Raw genomic sequence first — 21,477 nt, forward strand, 5'->3', positions numbered from 1 at the left:
GAGAGATGTAGGCGGCGCAGAAGGTTACAACCTAGAGTGGACGAGTTGCGCGGAGCGCCGGAGCCGCCGACCTACCAGAGACAGAGCCAAAAAACTAAGCCCGACCCAAACCACCAACAGGAAAATAGAAAATACAGCTCCCACACCAGCCAAGCGGCACCCACCCAAGGAAACAGCAAAACCGACAGCCGATCCAAAAAACAGCCTACATGGGGATGTAGACAAAAACTGCCCGCACGCCCACTACTACCCAAGATCTCTGGGCTGACACCAACCCCTAGCCGACAAGAACCTCAACCTACATTGCCCAAAAGTCCAAAAAGTAACTAGCTACTAAAACACACTATTCTCTCTCTCTCTGTTTACGTTGTGTCGCGTGTGGGCTGGTTTTAACGACTAATTGTGCAAACACTTTCGGTGCGCTACAGCCCCGAGAAAATACAGGTCTTAGCAATCTAAGTAATATGTAGGCTTAGTACGGTTCTTTTTGTTTTGTGGGCATTTGCGCGGCAGATGCTTGTGGGCGAGGTTACCCTCGTTTGTCTTGCAGGACAACAAGAGGACAGTAGAAGGAACATATCCAGGTACAGTATGCAATACAATAGTAGGCGCTATTTTTCTATACATAGGTCAAATGGCATGTTATATTCAATTTGAAACCGTTGAAAATTTATCCAGTGATATGTCTGAAGTTCGTACATATAAGTGTTATGTGAAATTGGGTCTAAATTTATAAACATAAGGAGTAAAAATGAATAGAGTAAAATTCTACTCAATTAATGATCTATTATACGGACATAATCTCAAAAATTGTGAAAGTTCTTTAAATGATTTCGATTTAGGTCTACGAGATGTAACAGATGTTAACGACATAATTGAACTTTATAATATTAAAAAGTATTTTGATAATGAAGTGTATCTCGTTGAATGGACATCGGATATTATTAAACAATTCAAAGGGATAGTTAGTAATAACTACGCAAATGTCGCTCGATTTATAAAATCAATAAATAATGACAATCTTCTAAGTATATATAAGGGTGTCAGTCGGGAATACACGAGTGACTTTTGGGAACTATTTGACAAATTTAAAGCATTCGAAAACATCTCCGAAGATAAATTCGAAAAGTTTATGGGTGAATCAAACGTATTACTATTAAATATTTTAAGGTGCAAAAATGTCACAAATCACTTTGGTGAGATTATAAGAAAAATATGCTTAGTAACATATCATCTTCAGCTAAACTACTCCTAGATAAGTATGAAATTAAGCAGAATCGAGAACAAGATCCTATATATATTCCAAAAGAAATAAGCAATTCAGATAAGGAAACAATAATCTCGGAATATATAGATAGTGAAGAACCCAATTTGAACTATTTAAGACTTATAGCAAATATTCAAAGTAGAATAGATAAACTTGAGATATCACCAAAAAACTTGTTGAGAGCAAAAAGAAAAGCAGAAGAACAAGAAAAACATTTCTTCAAAGAAAACTCAGGAATACAATATGAATCGAGTGTTACTTTCTCCAAGAACCAAAATGAGGAAGTTAATTTGATTGTAGAAGGTCAGTCAGTATCTGCATCATATAGCACAAAGTGGCTAGAGAACAATACTGATTATGCTACCTTATTAAATAATTTTATATATTTATTTGAATTTGTTGATATACAAATGAGGTGTACACTGGTTAACAAAACAAGCGAGATGGGTGTGCTTGAGCGACTCATGTTCACCTCTTCTCAAAACGCTTATAATAAAGGCTTTGCTTTCGAACAAAAAAATATTTTGTCACATCTTCAAATGTCTAGTTATTATCACCAGCTATTTAGTATGGGCATTAGAATAGAAAAAGTCATTGAGTGGTTCTTTGAGGACTACCTATCAAAAGAATTTTCTGCTCAAAGTTTCAAAGTGAAAATGCCTTCAGCGAATTCTACATTTTTAGAGAAATGTACAAATATTATGCCTGCATTGGAAGCAGTACTTAAACAATATATTCTGTTTGTTGAAGAAGGGCATATTGACTTTGAACTGCTTGAGATAAGGTCCGACCATCTTATTTACAAGAACATTCCATCTCTTGAGAAGAAAAAGTATGCCTATGGATCAGGGGATGAGTATAATACAGCAACTTTTTTACTTTTTTCAGATCAATGTAGTTTGGGATACCACAAAGAGACAGAAGAATCTTACGATAACTTTTTTAAATTTTTATTAAATGATCAGATAAAACTAAGTGAAATAGCTGATTATAATAAGTCAAAAGTAAATTGGCTCATAGATCATAAATATTTATCAATCGATGAACACGAATATATAATATTTAACGATAAACAATTAATCCTAATACTTAATGATTTATATATGAACAATGTAGTAAGCTATTGGAAGTTTTCAGAAAACGGAAGAAAAATTATTGATGACCTTGAAAAAAGAAATGTAATTGAAATTGATAGCACTCTCTTTTCCAGACCAGAACAAGACTACATAAACTATACACTTAACAAATCTCAATTTAACAACGGACTAGATTTAAGGAATAAATATAGTCATATTCAACCAACTAGCGGTGAGGATGAAAGTTTTCACAATCAAAGTTATTTGATATTTCTAAGATTATTTATACTTACAATAATAAAAATAAATGATGAATTCTGTACAACTAAAGAAAATAAAAATGGGAGTGAGTAATTCAGAATGGCCCCCAGCCATACTCTACAATATCTCAAATTTATAATAAATTTTTAATATTTCCGTAATGTTACAGCTACCTCCTTTTGTGGTCTATTTGTTGATTTTTTGTTGATTTTTTGTTGATTGGTTTTGACGATGGGAGAGTCGTTGACTTCACACCTGTATAAGTGTAGAGAAATACGAAGCAGAAACGACTGAATACAAGTAAAGCAAGCCGGAGCCACTCTTCAGAGGAAGGGCAGACCGGCCTTCTTTGTGTGCATAGAGGGGCATGTGAGAGCCTGTACGATGCATGAAGAAACATACAAACAAGCGCTCGGTACGAAGTTTAATGAAAGCGCGTTCCTGTGGCAAACGTTGACTCCTTGTTGACTCCGACGCCTCCAAGCGCATCGCAAAGAAGTACGTCGCCCCATGAGCGATGTACTTCAAGCTGCAAATTATTATGCCGATTAGCCTTCTCTAGGCGCCGGACTCCGCGAGGCCGTCCTTCCAGAAGCTATACGGCTCCGGGAATATGCGACGCCTCGTACAGCTCGCGGCCCGCGTCCGGCTTGCCCATCAAGAACCGGCAGTCGACAATGACGATGTCCTATTACAACGGAAAAGAGCCTGCCGGATATACCTTCGCTTGGGCTACGTCTTCTTCATTATATGCCTACTTCCCACATTTTCTTCGTTACTTCCTCGACCCTTCCATCCATATCCGACCCATCAAACTTCGAAAGCTTCAGCTCGCTTACGATTTTTCCGTCACGCATAAACATAACACGCTCCGTCCGCGCAGCAACCTTGGCGTCATGGGTTACAAGCATTATCGCAGTACCGTCTGCATTGATTTCGGAAAATATGTCCATAATCTCCTGCGCGGACTGTGAATTGAGCGCACCCGTCGGCTCGTCGCCGAAAATAATTTTCGGACTGTTCATAAGCGCGCGGCATATTCCCGCCCTCTGAAGCTGTCCTCCCGAGACCTGTGTAATGTCGCGCTTTTCAAGCTCCGCAATGCCTACCCTTTTCATATTCGCTCTTGCCTTCTCCGTAATTTTTGCGGCGTTTTTTCTGTTGCCCCGCATGGACGGAAGAATGATGTTGTCGAGAATATTCAAGTTTTTCAGCATAGTCGGCTGCTGAAATACAAATCCCATCGCAGTTCTGCGCAGATCTGAAAGTTCATTCTCAGAGGCCGACGATAGCTCCCTATCGTCAAATACTACTTTTCCGTTATTAATGCTATCCGTTCCGCTCAGCGCAAACATCAGCGTGGATTTCCCCGAGCCCGACGGCCCCATAACCGCAACGAACTCGCCCTCGCCCATTTCAACGGACACTCCATCGAGAACATTGCGCTTTTCATCGCCCTCGCCGAAAGTTTTTACGATATGATCACCGATAAGTATCTTCTTCATTTGCCTACTCCTTTATATGTTCGTTAATTTTTATTTGTCCCGCGCGCGAGGTGCCGATCGCCGTTGCGGTAAGTACCGCGATAATCATCATCAACGGACTAAGCAGATACGCCGAAAGCGGATTAACGGCAAAGTTAAATTTCGATGCGCCAAAAGAGGAGATAGCCACATCCGCAAGTACCTCTCCGAGAGTATTTGCCAGAAGTGTTCCGAGAACAATGCCAACAATTAGAACGAATACCGAACGCGAAACAAACTGCGCCTTAATATCCGAGTTTGTAAACCCGAACGCTTTCATGACGGCAATGGAATATCTGTCCTTTGCGACGAGCATTTTCATAAACAACAGTGTGACCAGTAACGTGATAACCAGCGAAACGGCAACTGCGGCGTAGGAGGCCATTTCGATAGAGCTTATGATCGAACCGAGAGTCTGTGTAACAAATTCATCAACGTCTGAAGTCTTTGCAAAATCAAACTTGTCTGCATATTCCGCAACCTTCGCGTCAATAAGAGATTTATCCGAAAGTTCAGCGCTGACAATGCTCCACATAATGCCCGCCGAATGGTCGGTGAATACGGACTTGGCGGTTTTGCCGCCATTGGTAATGTCGGAATAGATTCCGCTTACCGTAAGCTCTTTCTCCTGCCCCTCAATCACCAGTGCAATGACATCGCCGGCCTTCTTGCTCATCCCATCGGCGTATATAGTCGAAAGCGCAATTTCGTCATCCGCGGCGGGTGCTTTGCCCTCGGAATATGCGATAGGAAATATCGAATGGTCGCCGAGTTCGATTTTAATATTTTCCTCTGATCCGTCTTCCATTTTTGCTTTGAATGTTTTTGTTGTAAGGACGGCAACCTTTGAAATGGCTTGATCGGTTTTCACCGTCTCTACGATTTCAGCGATTTTTTCAGAGGTATTGCCGTAGATATTGCCGGGCAACTGTATGCGCAGATCGTAGTTTCCAATCCCCATGTAACTGATGAAGCTTTTTGAGGAAATCGAGTTGTACAGGTTCTGCGGAACAATCATGATGAAGGACGAAATCACAAGCACGATAAGCAATGTGACGTAAAGTCTTTTCCTTGAGAGAACATCTTTAATACCGAGAAAAATATTCGTGCTGAATAGCCTGTTTTCGCTCAAGATAAAACGCTTAGTACCCGTGTTTTTGTCCTGGGAAATACCATAGCGTATGACTTCCGCGGCTGAAATTTTCCGAAAGCGTTTCAGCACTCCGTTAACAAAAGTCATAATGGCAAGGAATACTAGCAATATGCCGATGATTCCTAAGACGTAAGAAAAAGAAGAATTTTCGCTTTCCCCCATATAAAGCCGAATATTTTCAAGAAGCATTCCTTTGAAAACTAACGAAAGAGCAAAACCGAGAATAGAGCCTGCCGCAGCAATTACCGCGTATTTCGCTAGATAAATCTTCTTAATATCCGAGATTCGCAGCCCTATAGCTTTCATAACACCAATTTCACGATAATCGTCTTCGATTTTCGCCAGGAGCGTAAAGCGTATGCACATGAACGCGATGGTAACGACAAGCAGGCTTACCAGAAGGATAACCCCGATCATCATCCCGTCGGAAATTGCATTCATCATTCTAAAAAGCGAATACGTAACCGTTGGCCCGTTCATTTCAAGTCCTGCGGAGGCATATGCGGTTTCAAATGCGCCTAAAGCCGACATATCCTTTAATCTGAACTCAATCAGATACTCTATATTTCCAAGGTTTTTTATTTCTGCATAGTCATTGCTGCTTACAAGAAACCGCTTTGAGGCGGAAAGCGAAGAATTCATTGTCGAGTCGCGGAGAAATCCCCCGACGGTAAATTCTTTTCCGTTGATTACGGCCATGTCCCCGACCTTAGCGGTGTTGTCCTTCATATAGCTTACCGGAACATAAACCTCGCCGTCGGATACGTTAATCACGTTTCCTTCAAGATCTAGCAGATAATCGAATTTCTCGCTCTGTACGCTTAACCCGTTGTCCTGAACGCTGTTTGCGAGCGATTTTTCACCAAATATAAACTGCGCGCCGTCGAAGTTAAGAAATTGTACCACCTGAAATTCATCGACGTTACTGTTTTGTTCCGCAAAAGCCGTAAGCCTCGCAGTATCAATCTCACCCGAATGCATCTGCATAAAATGCGGCGTTTCCGCTTGCTTCATAAGCGTATCCAGCGAGCCCGAAAGATGGACGACGAGTATCGCTGCAAGCGAAACAAGCATGGCTGCGGCAGCGACAAATATCATGGTTATCAGTGTTACCGCTTTGCTCTTTATAATGTCATTGCGAATTATTCTGTAATACATAAGCCACCTCTGTCTTCAAGCTTAATTGCAGGATTTCCGAATTATTCATTACCGTCTCCATTTCCGCTGCCAAGCATCTGCATAACGTGCATAAGACTCCCGCTTTCAGCACCAAGCAGCCTTTCTGCATTGAAGACAAACGCCTGTATGCGTAATGCACGCTCCTCGTTCGTCATTGAGACCATATCCTCATCGAAAACAGTATTCGCATAGATCACAACCATTTCCATGCACTCATACGGGAACGGCGTGCTGAACAGTCCCTGTTGGGTGCCCTCGCGGATTATCCCCGCCAGTATCGGCGTAATTCCGGCAATAATGACCCTTTGTATTTTCTGATGCAAAAGCGCGTTCTGCGGCTTGTGTATGTGCTCCATAATTTCCTTGCTGCTTCTGCCGCTTAAGTTCAGTGCCATAACAACGCGAATAATGCGCTCGATTACGGGTACGCTCTTGTCTGCGGAAATTTCCTGCGCCGCGCCTAAAAGACGGACATTATACCGCTCAATCAGAGCGTCCATAATATCCTCCTTCGACTTGAAGTGATAATACAGCGTTCCCCGCGCAATTCCGACCTTTTCGAGAATATCGTTTGTACTCGTACCGTCAAAACCCTTCTGACCGAAAAGCTCGTCCGCTGCGTCAAGAATTTCGTTCCTCCGCTCCTCGGCTTTTTTTACAACTCTCATCTTACATCCCCTTCATATAGACCGACTGTCTGTCGGTAATAGAATATCATACTATTTTTCATTTTCAATACGATTCACTAAATGTTAACAAAATATGATATTGAACCAATGGATTTAACGGACGCTAAACAAGCGAAAACCGACCGCGTAAGGTTTTTCGCTTAACGGTGGGCTTCGCTTAGATTCATTTTAATAGGAATAAACCGAGTCATTTATTTCACTTTTTGGATATCGCTAGAAAACATATAATAGTGCTAAACAAACGTGCTCTATATTTAATCATCTGATTCACATGAAGGGAGCTTCGATTCAATGCGGATTAGAGCTGCAGTGGAAGGTAAAAAAGGCACTATTCTCTTGCTGCTCTTGTTGCTGGCGATGAATGCTGTCTTCATTTTCATGCATGTTAATCACTACGAATTTTATATTCAACCTTTAGCCCGCTGGAATATCCCGTTACTGCTCAATATGTCAGCTTTGACCGTTGCCGTGCTCGTGTCGCGCAAATGGCGTCGGTTCTCGATCATTATTAGTATACTAGGAATGTTTTTAGTAGCCTTCCGTATGTGGGGCTTAATCATGGGATGGAATTACGCGACGATCGAATCCCCCAAAGGAACCGAAACGTTGGTCATCAAGTACCGCGACGCAATCCATGGCGAAAGAACCTATTTTTATCAATTTTATCAATCATCCAGATTAACCATTACGATGGAATACCTAACAGTACTTGATCTAATGGTGCCAAACGACGAATTTGATATCTATCCGAATGCCAAGCGTACGCTGGGGAGCGATCATCCGATCTGGCTTAGCGAGACGGAAGTAAAATTCCATACGAAAGACGGGCCTTTTACGCTAATAATCGATAACGGCTATTCAAAAGACCGTAAATTTTAAGTAATCCATCGCCGTGGCGCATAGGCCACTTGGCGATGGATTCAAAATCTGCGCACTATTATTTTTCCTAGTTCTTACTCTTCCCCAACCGCATTCGGATTCTCGATATAAGAAATCCAATCGCTCCAACTCGATTCCATGCCGGCCGCCCCGTCTATACGGTCATCCTCACGGGCAAGATGCTGGAATGCGAAAGCCAGACTGTCCGCGAATTTTAATTGAATCGATCCATTCCGCTCGACTTGTCTAGCTGCTGCAGTCTCTTTGACGGCTTCGGGCAGCACGACAACAATCCATCTTCAGGAGTGATACGTTGACTCCTTGTTGACTCAGAACATAGAAAAATACATCGCCCCGAGCATTCAGCCCACGTGACGATGTACTCCCAGACACATACTATATATGCCTCTCAGCTCTTATTCTTCCTCCACCGCAATCGGATTCCCCTCATAGCTAATCCAATTACTCCAGCTCCCCGCATAAAACCCAACCTTATTAAAACTCGCTTCCTTCTACTATTCATGTCTGCTGTTATACCATAAACAAACCCTGCGTAAAAGCAGAAAAGTGAATCATCAAGCCTACTTAGTCTACTAACAGACTTACTCTTCTCCCTTTAATGCAACAACGATATTCCGGCATAGAATTAAAACTGAAATGCTCGACACGGCATCCAGCTCGACGCGATTCCATTCGCCTTCATAGGCGAAACTAAGCTGCAAAAAGATATTAATCTCCTCAGCAGGATCTATGTTCTCATTCTGGAATATCTTCAAAATAAACACCTACATACTGTTCCAGTCCGCTTGCGGACGTGCTAAATCGTTACATGCAGATTCTTTCGATTGTCATCCTTCCCCGCAGCTTGCACTCTGACCTCTGTTATTTCATCATAATGAGACGGGGGAAGCAGTCCAGTCGGGATCGCCTAATTCGCCAACAGTGATCATCATTTGATCCTGATTGCACACCTCTACTGGCCGGTGCAGAATAAAATGCAGCCGATGGCCCTGTGGCTTGTACCTACCAATCCTTGCGTGTGGACAAACAAATTTCTTTCCGTTCTACAGATCGAACGCTGACGTTCCAGAACCATTCCTTATATATGTCTACCACCATGCTGCATAATATGCAACTGCGTCTGCTATAAGTCGCTTCTGCTAGCATCATCGGTTCATATACACATCAAGTGTTGCAGCTGCTTGCATTTCTGTTATTTTAAAATACAGGTGTCTGATTCAGTCTCAGCTCTTCTTCTGAGGTTAGCCCTTCCTTCAATGCCTGTTGACGAAGTGTCAGATAGAGTTCTGCTTTCGTGGCATTGATATAAGGCAGCACGAACAAGGTGCCGACGAAAAATACCATTAGTCCTAGCAGTATCCAGCCGAGAAAGCTTAGATCAAGCACGAACATCCGAACTTTGTTTCCCCGTGTCATTTCATTGCTTAATTCCACCGCACGCCTATACCCAATGTTCGGGTTATCCGATAATATGAACGGCACCATGCTGTATGCATAGGATTTCACAATGCCTGGGATGATGAGCAGAAGAATCCATAGGAAGATTAGAAAAGCTCTCCAGAGCATCGTTTTCACGATATCCCAGTACCTAATCTTGTTAAACGCAAAACCGAGATGATTTAAATTCACTTCATTCTCTGCCGCTTTCTTGAAATAACGCACGGAGCCAACCTCAAGTGGAAAACTGAGAAAGATACGAAATGCAAATGCGAATAGCATGAACGCTATAAAAAAGATAATGGCAATAAAAAGGAATGGTCCAATGCGTTCCCAATCCACATCCATGCCGGAGGAATTGGAGGAGCCAAAGTTAAAGGACGGCGGGCTGCCTCCTCCAGTAACAAATGCCAATATAATGCTCACCAGAAATGCCTTCCAGTAGGATGTCCGAAGCACATCCTTTGCTCTTCTCTTCAGTTCTTTGCGTTCCCACATTGTAATCACTCACTCCTTCTAAGATTTGTCTTTCGTCTTACAATAGATTCCATTTTAATTATACGATGGCAAGCAGCGAATCATGCTTGTCACACTCAGCTTAAAGGAGCGGAAGTGTCCCCCCCACTCTAGTGATCCCAACGGAACGGCTATCCTTCGAATCGTATGTTCATTTAAGAGAAATTGCTGACCCATTATGTGTTTTATTACCCTCTTCTATGTCTAAAATTACAAAATATAGATATTTCCCAAACGGTGTGCTATATTCATCGCGAGCGCTTTCAAGTGAGGTGAATACCCGTTTCGGCCGGGATGGGTACATTTAACCTTTTAAGGAGGAAGATTGATGAAAAGAATTTTTACGCTAGTTTTCGCAATTGTTTTTCTATTAGGTATGGTATCCCAAGCACATGCGCAAGGCGGGGTTAATCTTTTCAATCCGTATCCGAGCAGTACCAGCGCTCCGGTTCCAGACTATATCGGTTTCACGCTAGCTGCCGGCAGCTACCAATACCAGGTCCGTGTTACACAGACAAACGCAGGGAATATCACTTATAATTCAGGCAAGCTCTATGTATCGTCGAACAAATACGAAATGCGCCACACTTTGCCCTACAGTCTGAAAAGCACGCTGTCCCAAGGAACTTTTTATATTCTAGTAGAATGCTTCAACCTGTCCGGAACCAAAATCGGCAGCGACTCCACTACAGTAACCTTCCAATAATTTCGCGGCATCCATACGCAACGAAGGCATTTTATTGAACGCAGGCCGACCCCCCATTCACTCGGGGTCGGCCTGCTTATGTTGGATCACTACCGCTGTTCACCCTAAAGGCTGCTACCTTTGTAGTGACGATGGCTGCTGCTTATCAACTGCCTGCTTTATTTCCCGCTTCTCTTCATCTAGTTCGTATAATAATGCTCCGCTTGCATCATAGGCAAACAGACGGTTGGTACCCTTTGCTTCCGCTTCCTTCTTCGGAATGCGATAAGACCGTGCAGCCAGATAAGCACCGTTCCTGATAGCCGCATCCTGTTCTTCTCCGTCCCACCATACGATTCGCACCTTATTCACCTTGGGGTCAACCACCTGTCCCATATAATAATGATGCCGATATTTGCCGAAGGTGGAGTAACCTCCTTGAAAATTAATAACCGTGTCATCCTTGAAAGGGGTGCCACCCCCTCCGCCGCGATAGCTCCAGAATAGACCTAGCGTCTTTCTGACATATAGATGGTGGTACATTCCGTTTTCTTTATCAACGATTTGGAGCAGCTCGTAACCTTGACCTGTCTTCACCCGCTCTGAAACCGGGGCATAAGGCAGCTCCAGCATATTCAGCGCTTTCCGAACCGCTTCCTCCACACGAAACGAGCTTTGAGAGAATAGTACGGCACATAAAACTATGCTAGCCATCGCAATAATCAACCAACGTATCATATGCCCTGCAAGGATTCTACTATTCATTCACCGTCTCCCCCTCCCTCAAACGACACAGGAAAGGAAAAGGAATGCCCGTATGCCTCATTAAAGACAGTAATGGATTTCATGTCCTCCGGCACCGGATCAAAAATGAAATCCCCACGGGCTTTAAACAACCTCATTGATCCACTTGACGAGTTATAGTCCAGCACCAAGCCGGAATCCGTCTTGACTTGAATGCTATTCGGCAGGCTTGGAACAACGAATAGATCCTTGGACGACAAGTAGACCACTAGCTTATCCTCATCGTAAATGACGCCGTCCACTCTTAGCTTTTTGCCAAAGTACGTCTGAGTATCCGCGTTAACCTTATAATAATGGCCCGCTTTCTTTGCCTCGCTCACAGCCTGGTCCCGATCAAATAGATCCAAGCTGGGGATTACAAACATCAGTGCTATACCTCCAATAATAACAAGCAATGTCCATTCGATCCTGCGTAATGATTTTCTCATTCTGCCTCCTCACCCACTACCGCGCAATAAGTATGTTACTTTTAATAAGTTACTTTATTAAAGTTATGATTTATGATACGATATGTCCATAAAGCGAGACCGTACACGTACGCCTTTATAGTATGAACGCAAACCGCGTTTATTTCCAGTATTTTGAACAGGATGTACTTACTAGGAGCAACCTTTAGAAAGCATACAGAGGATAATGTTCTACATTCATATAGAGGAGGAATTGCGATGCCAGCCATTTTAGATCCGCATATTTCGCTCGGCGAAGTGAAGCTAAAGATAAGCCAGTTGGAAAGATCCATTCGATTCTACGAGGAGGTCGTTGGATTAAAGGTACTGTCTCTGGATGAGGCGAAACGCGAGGTTTCCTTCACCGCTGACGGTAAAACTACGCTGCTTGTGCTCGAAGAGGTGCCGAACGCGCTTGTAAAGCAAAGGCGCTCGCACGCTGGGCTGTACCATTTTGCGATATTGCTTCCGGACCGCCAAGCCTTGTCGCTCGCGCTTCACAATCTGATTCGCAGCGGCATTCCTATCGGCCAAGCCGATCACTTAGTCAGCGAGGCACTCTACATCGAAGATCCCGACCACAATGGCATCGAGATTTATCGAGACCGTCCACGCAGCGAGTGGACGCAGGATGCAGGCGGCAATTATGTGATGGCAAGCGACCCGCTTGATATGGAAAGCTTGCTTGCAGAGAGCAGCGGACTTGAATGGAGCGGACTTCCGGCTGGTACAGTCATTGGCCATATCCATCTGCATGTCGGCGATTTGCGTACCTCGAAAGCCTTCTATGAAGGCAAGCTCGGATTTGATGTCGTTGGCGACTACGCTCAAATGTCCGCCGTATTTGTTTCGGCTGGCGGGTACCACCATCATATCGGCATGAATATATGGGCAGGCATCGGCGCCGTATTGCCTCCTTCCAACGCGGTAGGCCTTTCTTACTTCACGATCGTATTCCCCAGCACAGCCTCTCGCGAAGCTTGGCTTACAGCACTGCAGGCAGAAGGGATTGAGACGAAGCAGCAGGACCTCGCCGTTGTCGTGCATGATCCATCAGGCATCGCCATTCATACGGTTGTTGCTGCCGGTTAATGGAGCGTCGCGCCTTGCCCGTATATCATTCGGTACACTTTGGGAGAAACGCCCTCGGATGAGCGAAATACTCGAATGAAATAACTTGCCTGCGAGAATCCGCTTCGCGCCGAAATCTCTGTCACGGATAGCCCCGTTGTCGCCAGCAGCAGCTTGGCTGCATCGATTCGGCATTCCGTGACATAATGGTTCGGCGTTTTTCCCATAACCTGTTGAAATAGCCTTAGAAAATGATATGTGCTATAGCCCGCCAGACCTGCCATTCGCTCCAAACTCCAAGGCTCAGCGCAGTTGTGCCGAATCTGATCCGCCGCAACCCGGATCGCGTTCTGCTTCTCTAAAGCAGACGAGCCCTCCAGCCTCTCCGAATGCTGAACCAGCTCTACTAATACCTCATAAAGCAGCGCCGAAATACGCGGCTCATTGCTCGTCTCGAATGGCTTGCAAAGCGCATACAGCTCCTCCGTCAGCTGCATGAATCGCTCCCTGTTTGAGAAGGTGAACAGCCACCCGCCGGTTTCGTCGGCTTCTCTAAGCATAGGCAGCGGAATTTGCGTCTCGAAATGAATCCAGCGCACGTCCCAGGCATCGCCCGCACTTGATCCATACTCCTGGAAAGCGTTTTTCGGGAACAGAAAACCATCGCCTGCCCTCAATTGCAGCTTCTCCCCCCCGCTGCCATTCCTGACATACCCGCTCCCTTCAAAAATCAAATGCAAATTGTAATGCTTCAACTGGCCCTGTTCCCTTCGTTCGGCATGCTGGGGGAATGCATTGTATCTTCCTAACAGGTCAGGGTAACATACATACTGGTTAAAAGCCGGACTAGGTACAATATAGTGCTCCCGCATCACGCTGCATGCCTCCTCTTCAAGTTCGCAATATTGTATCATTAATCGCATGATATTGTCATTTACGTATGCTTACATTGATTTTAAAATAATAAATGAAAGCAATGATTCGCAATATATTTGCATGTTCTATCAACTCTCATACTGGAGGAGCATAATATGAAACCTATCGATGCCTTGAAAGAATTCCGCCTCGGCGCCTGTTATTATCCGGAGCACTGGCCTGAATCGCTGTGGGAGGATGACTTCCGCCGGATGCGCGAGCTTCATTTCTCCATTGTCCGCGTAGCGGAATTTGCTTGGTCCATCTTCGAGCCGCAGGAAGGCGTCTTCTCGTTCGACCTGTTCGACCGCGCTCTAGATCTTGCACACAAGCACGGCCTCAAAGTCATTATTGGAACGCCGACAGCCACGCCCCCGGCTTGGCTGACGCATAAGTATCCCGAGGTGCTCAATGTGACGCAGGACGGCGTTACGCTCCAGCATGGACTGCGCCGTCATTACAACTACAGCAGCACCAAATACCGTGAGCTGTCGGCGATCATTACGCGCCAGATGGCTGAACATTATAAAGACCATCCCGCCGTGATCGGCTGGCAGATCGACAATGAATTCAACTGCGAGATCAGCGAGTTCTACGCGCCAGCCGATCATGATGCGTTCCGGGCTTGGCTGCAGGAGAAATACGGCACGCTGGACAAGCTGAATGCAGCATGGGGCACCGTATTCTGGAGCCAAACGTATACGGACTGGGAGCAGGTTTTCCTGCCTCGCCCAACGCCTGCCCACAAGCAGCCTAATCCCCATCAGGCTCTGGATGAGAAACGGTTCATTTCTGACAATACCATATCGTACGCAAAGGTACAGGGCGATATTTTGCGCGAGGTCGCTTCACATCAGTGGGTAACGACGAACGGCCTGTTCGGACATTTGGACAGCCATCGGATGAACGACGAGCTGCTAGACTTTTTCAGCTATGATTCTTATCCGCAGTTCTCCACGCTGAATGATTCGAAAGGCGAGGAGAATCCGCTAGCTGACCGCAGCTGGAGCCAGAAGCTTGGCGTTGTCCGCTCCATCTCTCCGAACTTTGCGATCATGGAGCAGCAATCGGGGCCAGGCGGGTGGGTGAACCGGATGGATATGCCTTCGCCTAAGCCAGGCCAAATGCGGCTCTGGACGTACCAATCTATTGCGCATGGTGCAAATATGGTCCTTTATTTCCGCTGGCGGACCGCAACATTCGGCAATGAAATTTATTGGCATGGCATCAACGACTACCATAACCGTCCGAACCGCCGCGTCCGCGAGGCGGGGCAAATCGGCTCGGAGCTTGCGCTTGCAGGCAACCGCATCGCGGCTTCTGCGTTTAAGGCCGATGTTGCGCTCCTACGCGACTATGACAATGATTGGGACGGCGAATACGATATCTGGCATGGCCCGTTTGCTTGGCAAAGCGCCGCATCCTGGTTCAAAGCGCTGAACAGACGCCATATCCCAAGCGATACGCTGTATGTTCGCAGCAGCACTACAATAGAAGATCTGAAGCGCTACAAGGTTCTCATTTACCCGCATCCTGCGATTATGCGCGATGAGACCGCCGCGCTGCTGGAGCAGTACGCACGCGAGGGCGGCATTATTATTTTCGGCTGCCGAACCGGCTACAAGAACGAACACGGCCATGCTTATATGCGGCCGTTCCCCGGCGCTGCAGCTGGGCTTTGCGGCATTTCCGTCGAGGAATTCACGATGGTGAAAGGAACGCGTGCCGCAACCTCGATGAAATGGAACGGAGGTGATGAAGCCCTTACTGGCGCAGACGCCTTTAATGAAATTTTATACGTGGAGGATGACTCCGTCGAGGTAGTAGCCACATACGCTTCTGACTACTATGCCGGCAAGCCTGCCGTGACGAGAAATGCTTTCGGCGAGGGCGAGGCTTGGTACTTCGGAGCCGTATTCAACGATGCTTCCGCGGGACAAATCATCGACCGCCTCGGACTTGCCGCGCCGACTGCTAGCTGGCTGTCACTCCCGCCTGACGTAGAACTCGCCATTCGCGAGGGAGAAGATGGACCGCTGTTCTTCCTGCTAAACTACAGCGAGCAGCCTGCTGTCATCACGCTCGATGTGGAGAAAACCGATCTGCTCACCGGCAGCACGCTCAGCGGAACCATCTCGCTGGAAGGCTTCGGCGTTGTTGTTCTTAGCTAGTTAACCATAAAGAAGCCCAAGCTCGCCAATGAGCTTGGGCTTCTTGCGTTGTGCGAGCCATGTTGTTTCTTCGAACTCTGTCGTCTCTGCGTACTATGTTGACTCTGCGAACTCCGTCGTCTCTGCAGACTTTGCGGCTTGACGTCCGCCGCTCCATTTGAATAGAACAATGCCGCCGACTATAATCAGAACGCCGAGAAGCTTTGCAGGCGTAAAAGGGACCTTTTCCAAGCCAAGCCATCCAAAGGAATCCCACAGCAATGCGAAGCCAAGCTGGGAAGACAGCATGATAGAGACGCCTAGCGTCGGTCCGAGCAGTCTTATGCCGTTCACCAAGCTAATCACTACGCCTACCCCGATCACGCCGCTGAACCAATACCAGAGCTGCATATCATGCAGCACGAACATCCCTTTCCCCTCGAAAAGCAGACCTAGAACGAGCGAAGCGGCAAATCCCAAACCCAGCACCAATGCCGTCGTTGCCCACGAGCCCGCCCGCTCGCTCACCTTGCTGTTGAATATCGTTTGTATGCCCACCAGCGAACCAGCCGTGATCGCGAGCATTAGTCCTGCAATCATGATCCCATCTCCTTATTCGAGCCAGAATGGCTAGCAAGCGCGATTAACCGTTCCCGGTCTTTAATGTAAATGCCCATCCTGCTGCGCTCTATCATGCCTTCCGCGCAAAGCTTCTGAATGACTCTGTTCAGATGCCGATAGCTCGTTCCGATCAGGTTCGCCGTATCCGTAAGACTTGTCGCGCTTAGGTGTCCCCTGAACTCGGAGTCCGTTTCATCATAAGACATCGAGAGCAAATAGCTGGCTAATCGAACTTCTACGGGGTACATCAAGTTCATGCTCATGGCATTGGACTTGATAAAAAACTTTTTCGTAATGATATCCAATAAGAAATGGAGCAGCTGGGGATGATGACTGTATGTCTTCAACGACCGATAGTGAACGCCGATCATGACGACAGGCGATACCGCCTCGACCGTATTAATGATATCAATCCCGCGTATATATTCGATATCTCCGATGACCTCCAGCGGTGTTTTGAATGAAATCACGAGTGTTCTGCCTTCCGTTGAGGTGTTGAAGATTTTAATCTTCCCCTTAACCAGTACGTACATTAGGCGAGAGGCTTCGCCCTGCGTGCATATCAGCTCGCCTTGCTCGAAGCTGCAAAGCGATAGCTGCGGCCGCAGCGGCGCTGGAAATATCTCTTCAAGCTGATAGGCGTGCAGAAAACTCGTCAGCTGCGCACCATCTTTTATTTCGTTCATCCGACTGTACCGCCTCGCTCCGGGTATATTATAATTTCAAAATGACTACGCCAGCGACCATCATTCCGATACCTATCAGCTGAGGCAGTCTAATTCTTCGCTTTTCCAGACCGAACCACCCTCTCGCATCGATCCAAAAGGTCAGGCATAGCTGGGCGATCAACACCGCTGATATCGTAAAGGTAACTCCCATATGGTGAATAGCTGTCACATTGCCGAAAATGATAACGGCAGCGAACGCGCCGCCTGTCAAATAGATCGGCTTTACTTGTCTAAAAGCTTGCCACCGTCCGTCACGGACAACGAGCAGAATAAGCAGTGCCATTACGAATCCGGTCAACTGGGTGAGGGCTGCCGCCTGCCAAGTACCGATATCCTGGCTGATCCGCGAATTAGCGACGCCCTGCAGGGTAATAAATGCTCCCGCTAATAACGCAAACAAACTTCCTTTCATACGCTCTCTCCTTCATTCTTCGTATCTCCATTAAAAGACAGAATGACAGGCAAAGGATAGGACATATGTCCCAAGCGTAAACGGCTGAAGCCGCCCTCTGACGGCTAAGCTTACGTTTCGCGTAGAAATATAGAGAAAGGATAGCGAAATCATATCCTTTCCTATATTTTCAAAAAACGGTTCCCAGAACAGTCTCCGCACGGTTAACAATATACTTCGGCTTTTTAATCCTGTATATTTAATAAAAATAAATTTGCTGCGAAAGAGGAAGTCTCATGCGACGCTTCAAACTTGGTAGGCTGTATATCCCTTTCACCTACAAAATGATGATCCCTTACCTGCTGCTTGTCCTGCTGACTGACCTGCTCATCGGCTATATTTCGTATACGATGCTCATTCAGTCCCGAACCGAGATGGCCGAGACGAATATTCGGACAGCCATGAAGCAGACACGCAACAATATTGAATACCAAATGGATGAAATCAACCGGATGTCGAGCACCTTGTTCACCAGCCTTACCTTCCAGAACGCGCTTCAGAATTCAGGAGATCCGCTTGAGGTCATGCTCAAAATGAGAGATGACATCATTCCTCAGATGAAAGCGCCGCTTCAGCTGTACGGCAACAACATCCGTCTCGTCCTCTACACTGTAAATGAAAAAATGTACGAGGTTCCAGGTGACAATATGGAAGAGGAAATTAGCAGAAGAGACTATTACGTCCTTCCTGCCAGCAGCATCGCGAGCACAGATTGGTTCGAATCGATTCAAGCCATGAATCAGGATAATCTGTGGCTTCAACTGGATACAGATAAGAAGCTGAATCATATTTCTCATTTCCGCAAGCTGGTTTCCTCCAGCGGCATGGCGTCTGTGATTGGCTATGTCCGTGTAACGGCTAGGTTCGACGAGCTATTTGGCAACTTCGATACGTTCCCGATCGACCAAGGCATCAGTCTGCGGCTTGTCGATACGACGGCAGGAGCAACCCTATACACCAGAGGAGAGGCTGACGCACATTCGAACCAAAGCAACGAGCTCAGCATCAAAGAGCAAATTGCCGGAACACCTTTCATTATCGAATCTTTGGTGCCCCATGCTTATTTGAACAAAGATGCCAGCAGAATGCAGAAAGTGATTGGAACCGTCTGTACAATCAGCTTTTTGGTCATGGCTTTTATCGGCTTTATCGTGGCTAGGCTCTCCGGCAAAAAAATGAAGCGAATCGTCACGCTGGTCCGTTCCTTCCAAGAAGGCAACTTTCATAAACGGATCGTGTTTACAGGCAATGACGAATTTGTCCATATTGCCGATTCCTTTAACCAGATGGCGACGAGCATACAGGAATTGATCAAAAATGAATATGTACAGGGCATTCAGAAGAAACAGGCCGAGCTTGATGTGCTTCAGGCACAGATTAGCCCTCATTTTTTATATAATACCTTGTCTACAATCGGCAGTCTCGCCAATCTTGGCGAGGTTCAGAAGGTCACTCAGATGGTGCAAGGCTTGTCCAAGTTCTACCGGCTTACCTTAAATGGCGGCAATGTCTATATCTCGCTGGAGAAGGAGCTTGAGCAGATTGAAGCCTACCTCGATATTCAGCGGGTCAAATATGCGGACACGTTCAAGGTCTATTTCGATGTCGAGCCTGAAATTCTGCAAACGCCGATTATTAAGCTGATCCTGCAGCCCTTTGTCGAGAATATATTCAAGCATTCGTGGTTCGGCAAATCCATAGCCATTCGAATTACAGGAAAACGGCTTGGCGATCACATTGAGCTCAAAGTCATCGACAACGGCATCGGAATGCGGCCGGATACCCTTAAGAAAATGCAATCCAATACGCTGCAGCCAGACAACCAGTCGGATAAGTACGGGCTCAAAAACGTGGAGGAACGCATTAAGCTCCGGTACGGCAATGACTTCGGCATTCGCATTGGCAGCCATTACGGAGCAGGAACGACCGTACAAATTATTCTTCCGATTGCCAATGCAGAAATCAAGGAAGATGGCGATATCATCGCCTGATCGCAGACAACGATGAGAGGAGCAGACGCATATGGAAATCAATATTTTACTCGTGGATGATGAATCCATTGATTTGGAATGGCTTCGGCGGCGCGTTGTGAGCAACAAGGCTATGCAGCAGCAGAATGTGAGAACGGCGGTCAGCGGCTTCGAGGCGCTTGAGCTTATGGAACAGCACCCCGTTGATCTTATACTCTCCGACATACGCATGCCGATTATGACCGGCATGGCATTCGCGCGCAAAGCGAAGGAGATCAACCCGCAGGTTCATATCGTATTTATTAGCGGTCACCAGGATTTCAGCTATGCCAAGGAAGCCATTCAATTGAACGCTTCCGGCTACCTTCTTAAACCTGTCGAGGATCGTGAGCTGCATGATATGCTGGATCAGATGTGCAGCAAGATCGAGGAGGAAAGAAAGCAGCGCTCTTCCCTCTCGGAAACACTGAGCCTCGTTCATCAGGAGCTGCTGCTGCGCTGGTTCAAGGAGCCTACCCCTGGACAGGTAGAGGATCATCTACACCGCTTCCTCGCGCCGATCCTTGAGAACGGAGCGACAGTCGCCATTATCGAAGTGGATGATCTAGCCTGGAAAATTCATCTTACGACGGAAGAGGAACGGCGATTGTTAATCGCAAGCATCTCCCTCTTCATCCGAGAGTTTGTGAATGCGAAAAACCTAGGAACCTTAATAACGAGCTACGACGACCATTTCGTACTGCTGACCACCATTCCGGAAGAGCATATAAAGGCAATGCTCGAACAATTGATCGAAGCATTCTACAAACAATTCGCCTACTCCATTACGATTGGAACGGGTAAATACACGTCAGAGGTCAATAAACTGCATGACTCCTATCGGCAAGCCCAAGCGGCGCTAAGCATCAAATGGGTGTTTGGCAAAAACAGGCTCATTCAGGATGCATCGGAATGGTCTCCCAAACAGGCAATGGCTTTGAACTTGGAGAAGACCGTCGACCGGATGCTTCAAGCGATGCTCGAATATGACCTGACTGCGATCGATGATTGCTTGCTTGAGCTGTTTAACGGGGATCAGCCCCTTACCCAGAAAAGCGACATCTATGATCTTATCATTCGTATTACCTCCAAGCTTCATGCTGATCTCCAGCAAATGAACGAGCATTTGTATGAAATTTTGAAATGGGAGTCGCATCAGCCCTTTATTCTGTTTCAATTTGAAACGGTGCATGATATTTTATCGTGGCTGCGAAGACGATTTTTTGAATTGTCAGAACTGCTGTATTTGAAGAAGCAGCGGCAGAAACGCAAGCTTATTGATGAGATTACGCGATTCGTCGAGCAACGGCTCGACCAGAAGATCACGCTGAATGAGGTGGCATCGCATTTCGACTTCACGCCCAACTACTTAGGACAGCTCTTCAAGGCTGAAACCAATACGTTGTTTACCGATTTCCTTATCGATCTGCGCATGAAGCGTGTATGTGAACTGTTGAAGGATCCGACTCGGAAGGTATATGAGATCGCAGAGCTTGCCGGCTATAAAAACATTGTGTATTTCAATCGGCAGTTCAAGCTGTCTACCGGCATGTCGCCTGGAGAGTATCGCAAGCAGCATAAAATTTAAAATAAACA

The 21,477-nt window shown here is 46.2% G+C and carries 18 protein-coding genes and 1 pseudogene; 7 read left to right on the forward strand and 12 right to left on the reverse strand.

What is annotated here, in order from left to right; all coding sequences use genetic code 11:
- Nucleotides 1-1,215 precede the first annotated feature (1,215 nt).
- Nucleotides 1,216-2,697 carry a hypothetical protein gene (locus tag FHS16_RS27315; protein ID WP_183570203.1) on the forward strand — a complete coding sequence of 494 codons (1,482 nt, stop codon included), beginning with the start codon at nt 1,216-1,218 and terminating at the stop codon, nt 2,695-2,697.
- 653 nt (nt 2,698-3,350) lie between these two features.
- Here FHS16_RS27315 and FHS16_RS27320 read toward each other — a convergent pair.
- From FHS16_RS27320 to FHS16_RS27330, 3 genes are read right to left on the reverse strand one after another with little or no spacing between them, the layout of a single operon-like run.
- Nucleotides 3,351-4,109: an ABC transporter ATP-binding protein gene (locus FHS16_RS27320; protein WP_183570206.1), complete on the reverse strand. Its 759-nt coding sequence runs from the start codon at nt 4,107-4,109 to the stop codon at nt 3,351-3,353.
- Between the two features lie 4 nt (nt 4,110-4,113).
- A complete protein-coding gene (locus FHS16_RS27325; protein ID WP_183570207.1) occupies nt 4,114-6,438 on the reverse strand; it encodes an ABC transporter permease in 2,325 nt (774 codons plus the stop codon).
- 41 nt (nt 6,439-6,479) lie between these two features.
- Nucleotides 6,480-7,127 (reverse strand): TetR/AcrR family transcriptional regulator, encoded by a 648-nt coding sequence (locus FHS16_RS27330; protein WP_183570209.1) that lies wholly within the window; start codon nt 7,125-7,127, stop codon nt 6,480-6,482.
- A gap of 312 nt (nt 7,128-7,439) precedes the next feature.
- Here FHS16_RS27330 and FHS16_RS27335 point away from each other — a divergent pair, with 312 nt between their 5' ends.
- The gene (locus FHS16_RS27335; protein WP_183570211.1) at nt 7,440-8,027 is read left to right on the forward strand and encodes a hypothetical protein; all 588 of its coding nucleotides are present in this window, start codon (nt 7,440-7,442) and stop codon (nt 8,025-8,027) included.
- 74 nt (nt 8,028-8,101) lie between these two features.
- Here FHS16_RS27335 and FHS16_RS27340 read toward each other — a convergent pair whose 3' ends face one another.
- The 3 genes and pseudogenes from FHS16_RS27340 to FHS16_RS27345 form a co-directional block, all read right to left on the reverse strand.
- The gene (locus FHS16_RS27340) at nt 8,102-8,311 is read right to left on the reverse strand and encodes a hypothetical protein (protein ID WP_183570213.1); all 210 of its coding nucleotides are present in this window, start codon (nt 8,309-8,311) and stop codon (nt 8,102-8,104) included.
- A gap of 132 nt (nt 8,312-8,443) precedes the next feature.
- Nucleotides 8,444-8,536 (reverse strand): annotated as a pseudogene (locus FHS16_RS32035) (sulfurtransferase); the annotation flags it as partial.
- Nucleotides 8,537-9,245: 709 nt separating this feature from the next.
- Entirely contained in the window at nt 9,246-9,983 is a 738-nt protein-coding gene (locus FHS16_RS27345) for a DUF975 family protein (RefSeq protein WP_183570215.1), read from the reverse strand.
- A 346-nt stretch (nt 9,984-10,329) separates the two neighbouring features.
- On the opposite strand from FHS16_RS27345, the gene FHS16_RS27350 reads away from it, so the two are divergent.
- Nucleotides 10,330-10,707: a hypothetical protein gene (locus tag FHS16_RS27350; protein WP_183570217.1), complete on the forward strand. Its 378-nt coding sequence runs from the start codon at nt 10,330-10,332 to the stop codon at nt 10,705-10,707.
- Nucleotides 10,708-10,821: 114 nt separating this feature from the next.
- On the opposite strand, the gene FHS16_RS27355 is transcribed toward FHS16_RS27350, so the two are convergent.
- Both FHS16_RS27355 and FHS16_RS27360 read right to left on the reverse strand, forming a co-directional pair.
- Nucleotides 10,822-11,451: a hypothetical protein gene (locus FHS16_RS27355; protein WP_183570219.1), complete on the reverse strand. Its 630-nt coding sequence runs from the start codon at nt 11,449-11,451 to the stop codon at nt 10,822-10,824.
- On the reverse strand, nt 11,448-11,918 hold the full coding sequence (locus FHS16_RS27360) for a hypothetical protein (protein WP_183570221.1): 471 nt from the start codon (nt 11,916-11,918) through the stop codon (nt 11,448-11,450). The genes FHS16_RS27355 and FHS16_RS27360 overlap by 4 nt, the downstream gene beginning before the upstream one ends.
- Before the next feature lie 237 nt (nt 11,919-12,155).
- Between FHS16_RS27360 and FHS16_RS27365 the strand changes: the two genes are divergently transcribed.
- Nucleotides 12,156-13,028, forward strand: a complete 873-nt coding sequence (locus FHS16_RS27365) for a VOC family protein (RefSeq protein WP_183570223.1) — start codon at nt 12,156-12,158, stop codon at nt 13,026-13,028.
- Here the strand turns inward: FHS16_RS27365 and FHS16_RS27370 are convergent.
- Nucleotides 13,025-13,879, reverse strand: coding sequence for an AraC family transcriptional regulator (locus FHS16_RS27370; protein ID WP_246431997.1), 855 nt, complete (start codon nt 13,877-13,879; stop codon nt 13,025-13,027). The two genes, FHS16_RS27365 and FHS16_RS27370, sit on opposite strands and share 4 nt — an antisense overlap.
- A 159-nt stretch (nt 13,880-14,038) precedes the next feature.
- Between FHS16_RS27370 and FHS16_RS27375 the strand changes: the two genes are divergently transcribed.
- Nucleotides 14,039-16,093, forward strand: a complete 2,055-nt coding sequence (locus FHS16_RS27375) for a beta-galactosidase (RefSeq protein ID WP_183570227.1) — start codon at nt 14,039-14,041, stop codon at nt 16,091-16,093.
- 93 nt (nt 16,094-16,186) lie between these two features.
- Here the strand turns inward: FHS16_RS27375 and FHS16_RS27380 are convergent, their stop codons facing one another.
- The 3 genes from FHS16_RS27380 to FHS16_RS27390 are packed head-to-tail and all read right to left on the reverse strand — an operon-like array spanning nt 16,187 to nt 17,833.
- Entirely contained in the window at nt 16,187-16,672 is a 486-nt protein-coding gene (locus tag FHS16_RS27380; protein ID WP_183570229.1) for a DMT family transporter, read from the reverse strand.
- Complete coding sequence (locus FHS16_RS27385; protein WP_183570231.1) at nt 16,669-17,379, reverse strand: Crp/Fnr family transcriptional regulator; 711 nt, start codon at nt 17,377-17,379, stop codon at nt 16,669-16,671. The genes FHS16_RS27380 and FHS16_RS27385 overlap by 4 nt, the downstream gene beginning before the upstream one ends.
- A 28-nt stretch (nt 17,380-17,407) precedes the next feature.
- Nucleotides 17,408-17,833, reverse strand: coding sequence for a DMT family transporter (locus tag FHS16_RS27390; protein WP_183570233.1), 426 nt, complete (start codon nt 17,831-17,833; stop codon nt 17,408-17,410).
- 275 nt (nt 17,834-18,108) lie between these two features.
- Here FHS16_RS27390 and FHS16_RS27395 point away from each other — a divergent pair, with 275 nt between their 5' ends.
- Nucleotides 18,109-19,863: a sensor histidine kinase gene (locus tag FHS16_RS27395; protein ID WP_183570235.1), complete on the forward strand. Its 1,755-nt coding sequence runs from the start codon at nt 18,109-18,111 to the stop codon at nt 19,861-19,863.
- Nucleotides 19,864-19,894: 31 nt separating this feature from the next.
- Nucleotides 19,895-21,469 (forward strand): response regulator, encoded by a 1,575-nt coding sequence (locus tag FHS16_RS27400; protein ID WP_183570237.1) that lies wholly within the window; start codon nt 19,895-19,897, stop codon nt 21,467-21,469.
- Nucleotides 21,470-21,477: the final 8 nt, after the last annotated feature.

It is taken from the genome of Paenibacillus endophyticus, assembly GCF_014192395.1.
Lineage (GTDB): Bacteria > Bacillota > Bacilli > Paenibacillales > Paenibacillaceae > Pristimantibacillus > Pristimantibacillus endophyticus.

Bases quoted from the DNA above. Each gene is read 5' to 3' on its own strand.
- FHS16_RS27390 (WP_183570233.1), bottom strand. From the start codon at position 17,833: ATGAAAGGAAGTTTGTTTGCGTTATTAGCGGGAGCATTTATTACCCTG.
- FHS16_RS27330 (WP_183570209.1), bottom strand. From the start codon at position 7,127: ATGAGAGTTGTAAAAAAAGCCGAGGAGCGGAGGAACGAAATTCTTGAC.
- FHS16_RS27365 (WP_183570223.1), top strand. From the start codon at position 12,156: ATGCCAGCCATTTTAGATCCGCATATTTCGCTCGGCGAAGTGAAGCTA.
- FHS16_RS27315 (WP_183570203.1), top strand. From the start codon at position 1,216: ATGCTTAGTAACATATCATCTTCAGCTAAACTACTCCTAGATAAGTAT.
- FHS16_RS27400 (WP_183570237.1), top strand. From the start codon at position 19,895: ATGGAAATCAATATTTTACTCGTGGATGATGAATCCATTGATTTGGAA.
- FHS16_RS27360 (WP_183570221.1), bottom strand. From the start codon at position 11,918: ATGAGAAAATCATTACGCAGGATCGAATGGACATTGCTTGTTATTATT.
- FHS16_RS27345 (WP_183570215.1), bottom strand. From the start codon at position 9,983: ATGTGGGAACGCAAAGAACTGAAGAGAAGAGCAAAGGATGTGCTTCGG.
- FHS16_RS27385 (WP_183570231.1), bottom strand. From the start codon at position 17,379: ATGAACGAAATAAAAGATGGTGCGCAGCTGACGAGTTTTCTGCACGCC.
- FHS16_RS27355 (WP_183570219.1), bottom strand. From the start codon at position 11,451: ATGAATAGTAGAATCCTTGCAGGGCATATGATACGTTGGTTGATTATT.
- FHS16_RS27350 (WP_183570217.1), top strand. From the start codon at position 10,330: ATGAAAAGAATTTTTACGCTAGTTTTCGCAATTGTTTTTCTATTAGGT.
- FHS16_RS27325 (WP_183570207.1), bottom strand. From the start codon at position 6,438: ATGTATTACAGAATAATTCGCAATGACATTATAAAGAGCAAAGCGGTA.
- FHS16_RS27335 (WP_183570211.1), top strand. From the start codon at position 7,440: ATGCGGATTAGAGCTGCAGTGGAAGGTAAAAAAGGCACTATTCTCTTG.
- FHS16_RS27375 (WP_183570227.1), top strand. From the start codon at position 14,039: ATGAAACCTATCGATGCCTTGAAAGAATTCCGCCTCGGCGCCTGTTAT.
- FHS16_RS27380 (WP_183570229.1), bottom strand. From the start codon at position 16,672: ATGATTGCAGGACTAATGCTCGCGATCACGGCTGGTTCGCTGGTGGGC.
- FHS16_RS27395 (WP_183570235.1), top strand. From the start codon at position 18,109: ATGCGACGCTTCAAACTTGGTAGGCTGTATATCCCTTTCACCTACAAA.
- FHS16_RS27370 (WP_246431997.1), bottom strand. From the start codon at position 13,879: ATGCGGGAGCACTATATTGTACCTAGTCCGGCTTTTAACCAGTATGTA.
- FHS16_RS27320 (WP_183570206.1), bottom strand. From the start codon at position 4,109: ATGAAGAAGATACTTATCGGTGATCATATCGTAAAAACTTTCGGCGAG.